The organism is Microcystis sp. M44BS1, assembly GCF_020244875.1.
Taxonomy (GTDB): Bacteria; Cyanobacteriota; Cyanobacteriia; order Cyanobacteriales; family Microcystaceae; genus Microcystis; species Microcystis panniformis.
Window position 1 is genome coordinate 1 of the sequence record NZ_JADBVM010000131.1, and the last position, 16,506, is coordinate 16,506.

Consider the following 16,506-nt stretch of genomic DNA (forward strand, 5'->3'; position numbering starts at 1 on the left):
AGATTGCGATTGATTAAAACGTATGTTACCAAGCATTATGCAGAACAATTAGGTGTTAACCGAGAAGTTTCTCAGTCACGAATAAACCGAAGAGAGCGCAATCTTTGGCAGCGTCGTTATTGGGAACATTTGCTTCGAGATCAAAGAGATTTTGCTCTGCATTGTGATTATATTCATTATAATCCCGTAAAACATGGATTATGTGCGAATCCGCAAGATTGGCAGTTTTCAAGCATCCATCGGTTTATTGCTCAGGGAATTTATCCGCCTAATTGGGGGAGCGATGGAATAAAAGAAATACCAACAGCAATTTGGGATGAGTGATTTAATTATCAATATTCTAGTAATAAAATGTAGGGTGCGTTAGACGGTAATAATCTTTGCTTTTGCTTAGATCTAGCAATCCGTCGTAACGCACCAATTTAATAATCAAGTTGGTGCGTGGGGCGCGAATTATTAATTTGTTTTTATCAGAGATAATCGCCGCCAACAAAAACATAAATTGTAGGGTGCGCCATTCGATAGCGTAACGCACCGGTTTAATGATAAAGTTGGTGCGTGGGGCGCGGATTATTAATTTGTTTTTATCAGAGATAATCGCCGCCAACAAAAACATAAATTGTAGGGTGCGCCATTCGATAGCGTAACGCACCGGTTTAATGATAAAGTTGGTGCGTGGGGCGCGGATTATTAATTTGTTTTTTTGCCAGAGATTGTCGCCGCCTAACGCACCCTACAAGATCGGCGATCGCACTAATACACCTGAAACAGTCCAGTAGGGTGCGAAGCGCGATAGCGTAACGCACCAATTTAATGGTGAAGTTGGTGCGTTACGGCGGATTGTTAATTTGTTTTTTTGCCAGAGATTATCGCCGCCTAACGCACCCTACAAGATCGGCGATCGCGCTATATTAAAACCCAATACCCAACCCCTTTGAAATAGGATTGCTTACACCCTGACCATTTGATAATTTGTTTCTCCGAAGTTGTGCTTCCAATAATTTTGTAAGCTCTGGATTTGTACTTATATCGCTAGTAGCCCACTTATATTTTGGGATTCCTGCTCGTTCAAGTGCTTGTCCCGTCCTAGTATTCACAATATATTTTGTCCCATCCTTAACAATAATTCCAACGGGAACATCACTTATCTTAAGTACCCCTTCTCTGATAGCTAATGCAAGCTCATTAATCGTATTAATATTTCTTCCAGCCTTTAGTGAGTATTCCCAAAAACCTCCATATGATATTGTTTCGTAATACCATTTTTGAGCATATACACCACCCGATGCCCCGCCCAATACAATTCTGCCACCAATATAAGATACTAATATTTCAAATAATACTGCTAACGCATTATCAACAGTAGGTTCATAGATGAATGTACCAATAGAATAGCCAAGAAAGAAGGCATTGATTCCATTTAGTACTTCTAACAGTGTGAATTTTCCACTAGGATCAATTCCATTAATTGGATTAGCATTTCCATAAAGATATTTGTGTAGTGTAATCGGATCTTTGTCAAACCCAGGAAAACTATCGCGGCTCACAAACCTTCCTGTACTAACATCTAAATACCTCGCTCTCAAATAATCTAATCCTAAACTTGGATCGCGTTGTTCCCCTGCAAACAAATACAAATTCTTCGTATTTCCTAACTGCTTAATAATCTCCCCAAACGCTTCATAAGCATAACGATCGCTCACCAAACCATTAATATCCGTTAACGCTCTTGTACTTCCCAATCCATCCACATGATAGAAAGAACGCTGACTATTACGCAGTTGAGAAATCAAATCATGTCCATAAACATAACTCGCCTTAATAATCTTACTCGGAGTATATTCTTCCAACACCTGAGCATAATCGCGATTTTTATCCACTAAGAAACGAGTTTCATCGCCGTTAACTGTTTGACTAATTCGGATGCCATCACTATCATATTTATTAGTGACATCATTAACACCATCCCCATTATTATCCAAACCAATTAAGCGATTTTCCGCATTCCATTGATAGTTAACTTTATCCGTTCCAGTGGTCTTAGATAAGGTGTTACCATTATTGTCATAAGTGTAGGTAGTTGTTACCCCATTGGTGACTTCTTTTAATAAACGATCATTCCGATCATACTCATAAGTAGTATTACCTTCTACCGAATCATTGCGGGTTAAACGGTTGCTAACTGGATCATAAGTATAGCTAATCCTGCGGGTTGTTCCATCAATCACTTCCTCTTCTAAGAGACGATAAATATCATCATATTCGTAGTTAACTTTCCGTCCATCTTGTTCGACAACTGCCAGACGATTACCCACCTTATCTAAGGTATAACGGAAACTGTTAATAACGCCATTGCTATTACTGTTTTGGAGATACAGCAGACGATTTAACAAATCATATTCACGGGTTTCTATTGTTCCATTGGGTAGGGTTGTTTTGCTCAGATTTCCAGCTAAATCATAAGTATAAGTTGTTACTCCGTTATTGGGATCTGTGACTGTTTTCAGGCGATTTTGCTCATCAAAAGTATAGCTAGTTTTACCAGAAGGAATGTTAACAGAAGTGCGGTTTCCTGCTGCATCATAAGTGTATTCAATTTTCACCCCATCAGGATCGAGGCGAGATAACAGGCGATCGCGGCTATCATATTGATAGGTTATCGTCCCATTACTATCGGTTTCTGTTGCTCGTTGACCTGTTAAGGTATAAGTATAGACAACTTGTTCATTATTGGGTAAGGCTTTCCTGATTAGTCGGTTGCGTTCATCGTAGATAAATGTAATAATTTCACCGTTAAAATCAGTCGTACTAACAATATTACCTACTTGGTCATATTGGGTGGTAGAATGCTGATTTAGGGGCAATTGGGTAGCAATTCGGCGACCTATACCATCATATTCATACTTAGTAATATTGGCTTTGGCATCTTTTTGAGTGATGAGATTGCCTAGTTCATTATAACCGTATTCAGTGCGATTATTTAGCGCATCAATTACTGCTGTTAATTGCCCTAATGCGTTATACTCATATTTAGTTTTGTTCCCTTCTTGATCGATTTTAGCAATCACCCGACCCGCTTGATCAAAAGTAGTAGAAATGCTGGTATTATCGGCAAAAATTTGACCCGTAGAACGACCTAAATTATCATAGATAAATTCAGTTTTACGTCCCAATGGATCGGTTTGACTAATTTGACGACCTAAAGCATCATAGGTAACAAGTATTCTGGGGTTGTCTGTATCATTATTGGGGGTACTATCAGGAAGAATAGTTTCTGTTCTCCTTCCTGCATCATCATAGATGTAACGAGTAATATTACCCCGTTCATCGACTTCTGCAATAACACGTCCAGCTTTATCATAACGGGTTTCTTGGCGCGGATTGTCGGTGTTATCATTGGGGGTTAAGTCAGGATAAATAGTATAAATTAAACGTCCTAACGCATCATATTGGTATTGGGTAGGTCTTCCTAATTCGTCAATGTCTGCTGTTACTCGATTCGCTGCATCATATTCCTTGCGAGTCCGAGGATTATCACTATCATTATTCGGTGTTGCATCAGGATAAATTGTTTCTAACAGTTGTCCTCCCTCACTATAGACATACTTAGTGACCCGACCTAAAGCATCAATCTCTTTGATTTTTTGTCCTGCTGCATCATAAATTGTTTGGCTAATGTTCCCTTCCGCATCGGTGACTTTAATGATATTACCTTTGCTATCATATTCAGTCTTGGTAACGAGGGTACGAATACCATTAGTAGTAGTTACTTTGCGAGTTTCTGTTAGGCGATTACCATTGCCATCATAAGTATAGGTTATTTCCTGGCCAAGGGGATTAATTTCTTTGGTAATATTGCCTCGGAAATCATATTCATATTTGGTTGTTCCTTCACCAGTGGTTAACTGAGTTAATAATCCATTATTGTTGTAAGCGAGGGTAACAGTTCCATTACTTAATCCAGTGATAGAGAGTAAATTGCCTCGACTATCATAAGTATTGGTAGTAACATTTCCTAGCGCATCAGTTGTCGTTAAAAGGTCATTGTTGCTATTGTAATTATAGCGAGTGACATTACCTAAAGCATCGGTTTCGCTTAATTTATTGCCCTTAGTATCATAAGTATAGGAGAGTTTTTCCCCTTCATGATTGGTTTCACTGAGAAGATTGTTCCTGTCATCATAAGTGCGTTTAATAATGCCACCATTAGCATCGATTTCCGTGATAATATTACCCCTTGCATCCGATTCGTAAGTGGTAGAATTGCCAAGAGGATCTTTAACGCTATAGACAAAATTATCAGGATTGTATTCGAGTTGAACTGCTTTACCTTCCCCATTAAAAACTTTCGTTAAGCGTCCATTTTGATCATATTCATTTTTAATACCAGTTCGTCCCAAGGGATCGATAATCTCATCTAAGTAGTGAGGTTGAGCATTATTATACTTAAACTGAGTGGTATTATTTTCTCGGTCAGTAACTTTAATTAAATCTCCTTTACTATCATATTCATATTTAATCTGTTTACCCATCGGATCGGTAACAGTAGTAATACGACCTTGAGTATCTCTGCCAAAGGTTACTTTTAGTCCATTACTGCTGGTAATTCCCGCATCAGTAAAGGTTAGTTTATCGCTGTTGCGATTGGTAATACTATTAATATCTCCTGTGGTAGCATCAATGTCGTAAACAATGCCTTCTTTGGTGGTTAATTGATAGTAATTACCCCAATCTTGCGGATGGTAATGAGCAAAAGCAGAACCTCCACTAAAGGGAACGACTTGACCATTTTGTCCTCGAGTTAAGACGACTCCTGCTGTTTCTACACTTAAGGTACTGGTAGAACCTTTATCCGCGACAAATGTAGGAATAAATAAGGCACGGTTTCCCATCAGTGCTGTTAAAGGAATACCCATTACTTTCATTGGTTCTAACTTGAAGGTAAATCTTTCCCGTTTACCCCCTGGTAGTGTGATATAAACCGCATCCCCTTCTTTAAAACCCACACTGCGGAAACCTAATTCTTGATAAAGTTCATCTTTGGGTAAACTGGTTCGCACATCGGCATCTCGAAATTCCATGCGCCAACCAAAGCCAAAATCGTCTTTATTATTACTATTTAAAGTGTTATATGTACGGGTTAAAGTAATGGGAATACCACCAACAGGAATCTCTAAATCAGTGAAGGAGAGTTGGAAATTCCCTAGCTTTAAATCCCCACTAACATCTAATAATTCTGCGACTCCATTACCTTTACCATTGACATCGTAGGCAACCAGACGGACTTGATAGGTATCATTAGGCAACAAGGTGGGATCTAATACTCCTAATACGCCATTGGTAACTGGAGTTGTGCCTCGGAACATTTCTTTGAAAGGTGCGCTACCATCAGCCGGAGCAACTTCAAGCGCATAATAAGCTAGGTTAGTATCGTTAACTGTGCCTTTAATGGGTGTGGGTGCGGTAATTTCAAAGTTAGCAATTCCTGATAAGTCTAAACTAACACTAGGTGCTTCCGTATCGGTGGGATCGAGAACATTAACGGTAGTAGTAGCTTCAGCTTTGTTTCCAGCAGCATCAAAGGCTAAAGCTTTAGCGGTAATAACTCCAGGATTTGTCGGTGTGAAAGTAGCGACTCCATTGCTATCAATTACGACGGGAGTATTATTAATGAGTAATTGCAGGTTGGCAATACCGACATTATCTGTTGCACTCACCTGGAAAGAAACTGCTTCCCCTTTATTGGTAAAGTTCTTATTACGATTAATAATAACTTTCGGTGCAGTAGTATCGGGTGCGACGGTGAGATTAAAGCTTTGAGTAACCTTGCCTCCTGCTGCATCGGTAATGGTTAAAGTAATGGCATGGATTCCTGTTTGAGAAGTGGAAGGAGTCCAGCTTAAACGTCCTCTTTCATCTAGGGTTATCCCTTTAGTTTGAGAAGCTGCATCTAAACTATAATTCAGAATACCACCATCAGGATCGGTTGCTTGAATATCATAGCGATAAGGTACGCCAGGAATTGCCCCTGTGGGTGGATTTGTGGAACGAATCACGGGAAGGCTATTCACTTTAGAGGTTAAGGTGTAACCTTGTGTCACCCCCAATCCTTGGGAATCAAAAGCGGCAACGACTACTTTATAATTACCCGTAATTGGTGTGTTCCATTGTACTAAGCCGGTGTTAGCATTAATGGTCATGCCTTGGGGTGATTCTATCAGTTGATAGGTTAATGATTGTCCCTCTGGATCACTCGCTTGAATTTGGTATTGATAGGCACTGCCTACATTCGCCACAAATAGAGGAGTAGAGGTGATATTTGGTGCTTGATTAATTGCTTGGGTTCCCACTACTAACCGATAGGTTTGAGTAGCAGTTGCGCCTTGATTATCGGCTACTAAAACATCAATATCATAGTTACCTATTTGAGTCGGTGTCCATTGAATCTTACCCGTCTGATCAATGGTCATACCGTTGGGTTTACGACCTAAGTTATAGGTTAAAATTCCGTTTTCTGGATCTTTGGCAACAACAGTATAGGTATAGGCTTGATTCGTAACTGTTCGGGTGAGGGGGACAGAGGTAATATTAGGAGGAAGATTAACCCCATTAACAGCCAGGGTAAAGCGTTGGCTGCTGATTGCACCTTGAGTATCTATCGCTTGAATAACTACTTCATGAAGTCCGATTTGATCTAGTTTAGGTTGCCAACGAATTGTTCCCTTAGTAACATCAAGAGACATTCCCTGTGGACGAGTTTCCAAAGACCAGAAAATCGGGTCGCCATCAGGATCATTCCCTACTAGATTATATTGATAAACTTGGTTAATATTGGCTTTTAGGGAAGGGGTAGAGAGAATTTGTGGGGCTTGATTGTTGCTACGTTGACTAACAACAGCAATCGCCCATTCTTGTTCAGCAAATCCACCCCGTCCATCGTTTACTTCAACTTTTACGGTATGATTACCCAATTGATTCGCTTCGGGAGTCCAAGTGATCAATCCTTGTTGATTCAATGTCATCCCTGTGGGGGCAGTTTGTAGATTAATAGTAAGGAGATCGCCATCGGGATCTGAGATATTTAAGGTGTAGAAATAGGATGTTCCTAAAGCAACGCTATTACGGGGTGTAGAGGTAATTTCTGGGGCATGATTCGGCGCAAAAGCCAGTACATTGAGATTATAGGTTTGACGAGTTTCTCCCCCTTTGCCATCACTAGCTATGAGAGTGAAAGTATGCTGTCCGACTTGAGAATTGATCGGAGTCCAGCGTAAGATTCCTGTAGTTGCATCAAGGGTAACACCTGTTGGGGCTGTGTCTAAACGGAAAGCGATCGCATCTCCGTCTGCATCTTGCGCTTGAATGTGGTATTGATAGGGTAGATTAATTACTGTATCTAAGTCAGGGTTAGAGGTAATAATTGGGGCATTATTGAGATTATTTACTATAACTTGGAAAGATTGTAGGCTCACTCCTCCTTTGTTATCTTGTACTCGCAAAGTTACATCATGAATACCGATTTGAGCAAGGGTAGGCTTCCAGACTAAAATGCCTGTGGTTGCTTCAACTGCCATGCCTTCGGGTTTGAGGGGAAGATCGAAGGTTAGAGGATCGCTATCGGGATCTGTTGCTTTAGCATCGTAGCGCAAAAGTTGATCAATTTGAGCGGTTGTGGGGGCTGTAGAGACAAAAGATGGGGATTGATTAGGTTTAATTTCGTTGGTTTTGATATTGCCAAAGTTAATTTTTTCGACAATTTGACCTGATGTTAGAGTGACAGTATGGAAGCTAGGTTGAGGCTCGGATAATGATTCAGTGACGCTGACATCATAGAAACCAACATTATTCCACCATCCCAAACCATCCATTGTTCCTAAGAATAATCTTGTTGCTCCATTAGGGACAATTATCTGGTGTCGTTTACCCTCAGCGTTGAGACCATCTCCAATAAAGAAGACCTGCTTAAGCTGAGGCGCAAGGGTAGAATAATTAATACCTCCAGTTACATTACCCGAATTTCTAAAATCTAATGTAATAGGTGCAGCACTACTATTAGGTTGTCCTAAATCCAGAAATAGCCCAACTAGACTATTGATAGGAGCAAAAAGACCAGAAATTCCATTTTCCGCGCCTCCATCAGTTTGAGCGAATTGAGTTAAATGATTTTGAAAAGTACCAACGGAATTTGTACCATCAGCGTTCGGTGAGAGTAAAGATGGACTCGGCCCATTACCTACTTGTCCGCCAGTGACTTCAAAGGTCAAGATAGAACCGGGAAGCAATTGTAAATTGCGTACAATTGTGGGGGATTGACCGGGTGCAGTATCCTCTATACTTGCTTTTGAGCCATCGGGCATTCCCGCCAACCAAGGATCGCTAATTCCTGTTACTTTAACATTGGTATTGGTAATAATACGGTTGCTTAAATTAGTTGGAAATGTTTGTTTATATCCCTCTGGTACAACTTCCCGCACAATATAATTACCTAGTGTTAAATTCGTAAATCTGTATTGTCCAGTTTCATCTATTTCTAGAGTATTGGGATTGTCGGCAGCAGTTAGCTGAGTTGGTTCATTAGGATCGAGTACCCCATTATTATTTGCATCCAAATACACATTGACACCTGCTAATCCGGGTTCGTTAGTTTGACGATTAATCCTAACTTGATAAGCCCCATCATTGTCTTCATAGGCTCCTGGTTGACCATCAAAATCAAAGCCATCAGCAATACCTAAGAACAGACGAGTTGCTCCTTTTGGTGCAATAAATTGCTGTCGCTGTTCTGTGCCAGTTGTACCATTTCCAATAAAGAATACCTGCCCTAATTCGGGATTAAGGGCGGTAAAGTCAAGTCCTAAACCGCTTGAGGTAAAATTTAGCGTTGAGGGGGCGTTACTATTGGCTGGATTATTATTATTTAAAAATACCCCTACTAAAGCTCCTTCTGGGCCTTGATACCCACTAACTCCTGCTAATTTGAATAAATTACTTCCGTCGGGATTGCTACCATCAGAATTAAAAAATTGACCAGTTCCATTGAAAAAATCAATTTTACCACTTGAATCAAAGGTAAAAACATCTCCTGTGTTAGCGACTAATTCTTCGGGAAAGGTTTCTTGAAAAAAACCGATCCTAACAACACTGTGACGACTTAAAGGAAAGTTTGAATTATTGCTTCCTATAGGTGGAATAGAAACATCATTCCTTCCTGCCAAGAAGATTACATCTGTGCCTCGAACAGTTAAGTTGATTGTGTCGTTTCTAGCATCCCTAATGCCGTTACCGTTTATGTCTTCCCACTTAGTTCCTCGAATTTCTCCTCTACCATTAACAAAAACTTTACTATAACGATTATTTTCTTCATTACATTCATTGACCTGACCCTTCCCTGTTCCATCATCATCAGCTACAACCCAAATATTTTGTAAAGAAGTCCCAGTAACCGTTATACTAACATCCTCAAAGCCACCAATTTCTAATTTTTGGGTCGTTTTAGTTGTCCCTAAAAGCACTCCTCCTGCTTTCGGATCGCCTTTATAAAAAGCAACATTAACCCCAGAAGCCACAAAAATTGAGCCACCATTACCGATTCTTGCTTTTATTGTTGTTTTGCCTGCAACTTCTTCTGTGTGTAGATAAGAAGCGGTTAAATCGGGAGCCGCTAGAGGACTATAGTTCGTCTGAAGATTAAGGCGATAGGTATTGTGAGTCTGCCAACTATTTTGTTCTTTAACTGGAATTGAACCATCATCATTAATATTGGTAATATGATAACTGTGTTGATTCCAAATTTGTCGAGTAGAAACCCAAGTATCATTTAAGTCACCAATGACAAAAATCCCCGTTTGCGAACCAAAAGCATAGTTATTAGCAATAGCCACTATTTCTGCATTACCATCAGCATCGACATCAACAATTAGTGGTAATTCATAAGTTGTTCCCGAACTTTTCGGTAATTGATAAAGAATCTTGCCATCGCTACCATTATAGATTCTTAGATAAAACTCATCTCCATACACAATTTCAGCATTGCCATCACCATTAAAATCAAAAACGGATGAACCCGTTACATTGGAACTGTTATCTTGAGTAACGCTTGTCCATTTAATTGAACCATCTGTTTCTAAAACAACGTATCTATTAGCACCAGCAACGCCGATTTCTGGTTGACCATCACCATCAACATCAGCGATAGTTGGCGCACCACCACGTCCGCCTCCGGGAATACTAATTCCTCCCCATTTCACTTGGCCGGTGTGTTCTAATAGATAAACTTGTCCATTAGAAATAACTACAATTTCAGGGTTAGGATCGCTGTCAAAGTTTCCTATAGCTGGGAAACCATCGCTAATAGAAGCATTCCAATATAATGAACCATTAGCGCGATAGGCACTTCTCCCAGCGATTACTTCTGGACTGCCATCTAGATCGAGATCAGCTACAACCGAAAGAGGACCGGGACCATTATCTCCACGGCCTAATCCTCCCACTGAGTTCCCCTGCCAAATAATTCTACCTTGATTGTCGAGTACCGTTGCTCCGATAATTATTTCTGGTGTACTGTCTTGATTGAGATCAGCAATTGAAGCAGATCCCCAATTGATCCCCCCCCAAACTGCTGGACTACGCCATTTAAACGTCCCATCATGCTCAAAAGCAATTAAAGCATCTCCACTTTCTCCCGTTGCTAAAATTTCCGGTTTTCCATCATTGTCAATATCTCCAACTGCTACTCCTGACGCTCCTCGTACTTCATAAGCAGAATTAGTAACTGTCCAGAGTTCGCTTCCATTGGCTCCACTGATTGCACGCAATTTACCATCAGTTGTATAGTTACTACCCGTAAACGTACTGAAAACAATATCAGGAATTTTATCCCCGTTTAGATCAATGACTGCGGGAGTCATCATTACCTGATTAGAACTTGGTAAAACAGAGAAAGTATTTTTGTTCCACTCGACAATGGGGTTAAATTGTCCAGAGGGTTGAATAATACAATCTTGGCTGCTGAAAGCTAAATTATTGTTTTCATTAGTTTCAGTAATTACCTTATCAGCATCGACAAATCCCCAAATCGGACTGTTGATAAAGCTCAAGAAACCTGACAAATTCGTGGTGACAGTTGTACTTTGACCCGCTTGTAGTGGCGTGTTAACTTTAGCTTCCCCTAAAACAGTATCAATTCCCACATCATAAGCTTGATTAATGTTTCTATCTTCAAAGAAAACGACTTTAAAGCGATCATTTAAATTATTTAACCCTTGATTTTTGATTTGAGCAGAAACTTGTCCCGATACGGTTAAAAGTTGCCCATCTATCACTAGGTCTTCTGTATGAATATCAGCTAAAGTTAAATCAATATTTCTATCGGCTAATTCAATAATAAAACTTTGGGTATCGAATCCTCCTCGACCATCTTCAACTTTTACTTCAACATTGATCGGATTAGATTGAGAAAAAGTAGCCCAAGTAATCAGTCCACTATCAGGATTGATCACCATTCCGGTTGGTTTGTCAATTAAGGAGTAAGTTAATTTGTCTTGATCTGGATCGATGGCATTAACATCATAAAGATAATTATAAGCTTGTAAAGCTTGTTGACTAAAACCACTATAGAGAACATTAGACTGAGAATAATTATAAAAGCCAAATTTACCCGAAGTGTAAGTATTATCGTTAATGGTGACAGAATCTATAATCGTATTTCCTTCTTTAACTGTAATCGTAAATTGACCCGGTACGAAATCAATCGTAAATTTATAGTCTGTTAAATCCTTCCAAGCAACGGTATTGTGAAATAGTTGCTTAACTCGCTGTCCATTGCCATTCGTCGGCCATAAATCGGTTCCTGTTAAGGAAGAATTGGCATCAACAACTTTAATACTCATTCCCCGTTCAGCAAAACCTAACGAGGACTCATTTTGATCAGCTTGTTTCCAATCAAATACATAGAAGTGTTGAGGATCTTGATAGCCAAAAACAAAGCCGATATAGTCATCATCATCACTCGTTCCAACTCTCCAGGTTCCCTCAATTCTGTTATTAGTTACATCAACATTACTTAATAAAATAGAAGCATCAGCGTTAATTTTTTGTTCAACGACTGTATTTCCAGGTTGAATCTGCCAACTAGCATCGGGATCTTGAACGGTTAAATCATATTGAACAATCGTCCATTTCGATAAATCAAATAACTGCGGATTACCACTGCTAGAAATAGGATAAACTTTAGTTACTGGATCAGTAATAATAACAGGTGGCGTATTTCTGGCTTCTTGTTGAACTAAAATTTGATATTTCTGTTCAGCAACTCCTCCTTTTTCATCATTAACTTTCAATTCAACTTCCTGTAATCCTGTTTGATTGGCTGTTGCTGTCCAACGGATTAAACCCGTATTCGCATCGATAGTCATACCATTGGGAGCATTTACCAAACTATAGGTTAATGTATCACTATCAGGATCGGTAGCGATCGCTTGATACTGGTATTCTTGTTTGACTCTCGCATCAACAATAGGAATCGAAGTAATAATCGGGGGACGATTTGGAGGTGGCTCAATCACAGACAGGGTATAATCTTGTTGATCTATCCCACCTCTACCATCGTTTACTTGTACAGAAATACTGTAATTACCAACAGTATTTGTCCCAGGAGTCCAGCTAATTTTGCCAGTATCACTCTCAATAGTCATCCCGTTAGGTGCAGTTAAGAGAGAATAAGTTAGGGTGTCTCCCTCTAAATCTGTAGCATCAGCATCATAGATATAAGGTTTATTAATTAACGCTTCAATATCAGGATCGCTGATAAAATTTGGTGCTGTATTTAACTTTCCTAAAAAGACTAATTTGTATGTGAATTGAACCTCCTGCGGATTCAAGAAAGCCAGTGTTTTACTTTGGGTAATTTCATCGGGATCTAAGGTGTTACTATCCACTAAATCACTAAGATTGTAGTAGGGTAATCCTTCGGGAGTTATGCCAGTTGCTCCCACCACCTGAACAGTAGGATTACTAATCGATTTAATCGCTACTACTAAAGGCGAATCAACTACATATTCTCCCTGATTTCGCACGACAAAATCTGCGTATAGGGTTTTACTATCTTCGTTAAAAGAAGTCCGTAAATATTCGGCATTTAAGCTGCTGTTTATATCTGATAATTGACTAAAATCGATAATTTGATTAATGGCAGCAGCTTTAAGGTTCGGGGTGACAGGAGGTGCAGTTGTTCCATCTCCTGCTAACAGTTGAATATCCCTAATACGCACTGAAGTTTGCGTGTCACTATCATTATTAACTAACCGAAAGATTAAAGTAGCGTCCCCTGGTGTCACTCCCGTTAAATTCACCTTAACCGTCATTCCCGCAATACTTACTCCAGAAGCAACTGCGGAGGGTTGGTTTTCTGTAATATTAAAGAAAGCATCTCGATTAGGTTGAATTGTATGGATTAAAGAATTGCCTTGAGCATCGACTAAAGCGACTTCAAAAGCATCATTAATACTGTCAGAATCAGTAGTATCAAAGTTCAGATCGTTATAGGTAAAACTGAGGAAGGAAGAATCAACAGGAACACTAATAGTTTGCTGGTATTGCTTGCTAAAAATGTTATCTTCTCTCAGAAGAATACTATTGTCGCTGACTGCAATAAGAACAAAACTAATGGTTTGACTATCATTCCCTCCTTTACCATCACTCACAGTATAAACAAAATTGCCACCATTACCATTAACATCTGCTAAAGGTCTGTAAAGCAAAGAAGTTAGAGAATTAATCGAAATCTCATCACCCACATTAATAACTGTGCCATCAGCTAAAGTTATTTTTCCTTTGCTGTTATCAGGTAATTGAGTGACAGAAACCCTTAAAGTATCCCCATCAATATCTGTAGGTGGATTAATATTTAAGGGGATAGGTTGACTATCTTCTGGTAAAGTAATAGTTTTATCGGCATCGGTGACAGGAGGGTTATTAGCAGAAGTATTCTCAGGGGTGATAACAAAACTAATGGTTTGACTATCACTCCCACCTTTACCATCACTCACAGTATAAACAAAATTGCCCCCATTACCATTAACATCTGCTAGAGGGGTGTATAGCAAAGAAGTTAGAGAATTAATCGAAATCTCATCACCCACATTAATAACTGTACCATTACCTAAAGTTATTTTTCCTTTGCTATTATCAGGTAATTGAGTGATAGAAACCGTTAAAGTATCCCCATCAATATCTGTAGGTGGATTAATATTTAAAGGAACAGGTTTACTATCTTCTGGTAAAGTAATAGTTTTATCAGCATCTGTTACCGGAGAATTATTACCAGGGTTTTGAATCGGATTAATGACAAAACTAATTGTTTGACTATCACTCCCTCCTTTACCATCACTCACAGTATAAATAAAATTGCCACCATTACCATTAACATCTGCTAGAGGTGTGTATAGCAAAGAAGTTAGAGAATTAATTGAAATCTCATCACCCACATTAATAACTGTACCATCAGCTAAAGTTATTTTTCCTTTGCTATTATCTGGTAATTGAGTGATAGTAACAGTTAAAGTATCCCCATCAATATCTGTAGGTGGATTAATATTTAAGGGGATAGGTTGACTATCTTCTGGTAAAGTAATAGTTTTATCGGCATCGGTGACAGGAGGATTATTATCAGGTGGATTCGGCGAATTATCATTATCTATAATCGTACCAATTCCCTCACCTTGAATCAGAATAGCATTGGTCACTCCTGTTAAATTGACCGTGAAGGTTTCCGTAGGCTCGCTAATTGTATCGCCCTTCACAGCAACTGCGATATTTTTCTCCACTTCTCCCGGTGCAAACGTCAAAATTCCCGTTGAGGATTCATAATCTGTACCCGCTTGGGCAGTTCCATCCGTCGTCGTAAATTGAGCCGTTACTGTTGTGTTTGTAGGGGCTGATAAACGAACTGTAAAATTAGCAGCTTCAGTTCCTATATTCCCCTCCGTCACTGTGGTATTTTCAATGCTCAAAGACGGTAACTGAATCGGTTCTCCAGTGGGTTCCCCGAAACTGAACCGAAACACTAAATCATTAAAATCGCGATCGCCGCCGCCCCAAAAATCTTCCCAGGCCCAGGTCTGACTATCCTGTTGAGCATGGACATGATTTAAACCATCCTCATTGGCTGCCGCAAAGGAAAAGAAAACCGGCGGGGCATTTTCCCCCTTGGCGATCGCCTGATCTGTTGTCCCATTAGCGACTAGATACCATCCCAGATATTTCCCAGAAGGGACGTTAAAAGTTTTACTATCAAACGCTTTCCCAGAGGCAAAAATCACCTGGTGGCGATCGCCTGACAAGGCCGCATCTAAATAACCCTGATCCCCTGGTTTAATCCCATTAATCTCGCCATCCGGGGTATCAACCAAATAATAACCCATCTCGTTTGGAAAAGTATTATCCTGACTGACAGCCTCCACTGTGAGGGGAACCTGCTGTCCTTTGTCTCCGGGTAAGACAATTCCTGCTTGAGCAATATTAAAAACAACATCGTTAAAATCTTGATCTCCTCCACCCGTCAAATCTTCCCAGTTAAACCGCCAGATTCCGCGACCAAGATGACTACTTTGGGAATGATCAAAGCTATCAGGATTAGCTCCTTTCAGGGAGAAAAAAGCTAACCCAGATTGACCCTGATTTTGTCGATTATTTTCTAACCAATTAGCGCTAGTACTGTTTTGAATCACATAAAACCCTAGACGACTACCCCCCGCAACGGTAAATTCCCGCCAATTTCCCGCTTGATTACCCGAATTGAAGAGAGTTTGCCGGCTGGAACTGCTTAAAGCCGCTTCGGCGAATCCTGGTTCACCGGGGGCGATACCTTCTACCCCACCTAAAGCATCCACCAGAAAGAATCCCACTTCATTATTAAAATCTGCCTCTCGCAATGTCCACTGGACAACCATATTCACCCTTTCTGAGGGATTACCCGGAACGACTAAAACCTCGCCTAAATCATCTAGTTGAGTGACTTGAGGGGTTCCTGTCCAAGAAGTATCTTGGTCTGAAAAGGAGAAATTAGCAGCCTCTGGATTAACTAATAATGGGGTTGATAGCAGAGAGTCACTTTGATTAGCTAAGTTATCACTCACCGTCGCGCTCACGGGAGCAATAAAATTGCTAGGGGAAGATGGGGTGAGAGGTGTGACTTGAGGAACCACCTCTGGCGTTGTCGGAGCCAGCATAGATGGCGCTGTCGCCATCAAAGTCTGATCTACTCCCAAAAGACTTGAGCCATCTTCTAGAAGTATTGGGGGAAGTGTTGGAAAATCCACTTATGCCTTCTGCTTGGATGTCTAGCTTGATTCATTAAATTAATCTTTGTTGGCATCCTAATGGCGTTTCTTTTTACTGTCAATTATATATAAATTATTTGCATATATATATATATATATCATTAGTTTTGCTAATTATATTAAATCCATTTTCAATAATATGATTAGAGTTCTTGCATAATTAATTTTC

General features: G+C 39.9%; 3 protein-coding genes. 1 reads left to right on the top strand and 2 read right to left on the bottom strand.

The window, feature by feature from the left end:
• Window positions 1–324: REP-associated tyrosine transposase (locus IM515_RS10540; protein WP_502881972.1), on the top strand; the 324-nt coding region annotated here is incomplete at its 5' end.
• Between the two features lie 16 nt (window positions 325–340).
• Here IM515_RS10540 and IM515_RS10545 read toward each other — a convergent pair.
• On the bottom strand, window positions 341–652 hold the full coding sequence (locus IM515_RS10545) for a hypothetical protein (RefSeq protein WP_287633279.1): 312 nt from the start codon (window positions 650–652) through the stop codon (window positions 341–343).
• Between the two features lie 259 nt (window positions 653–911).
• Complete coding sequence (locus tag IM515_RS10550; RefSeq protein ID WP_287633277.1) at window positions 912–16,316, bottom strand: putative Ig domain-containing protein; 15,405 nt, start codon at window positions 16,314–16,316, stop codon at window positions 912–914.
• Window positions 16,317–16,506 lie beyond the last annotated feature (190 nt).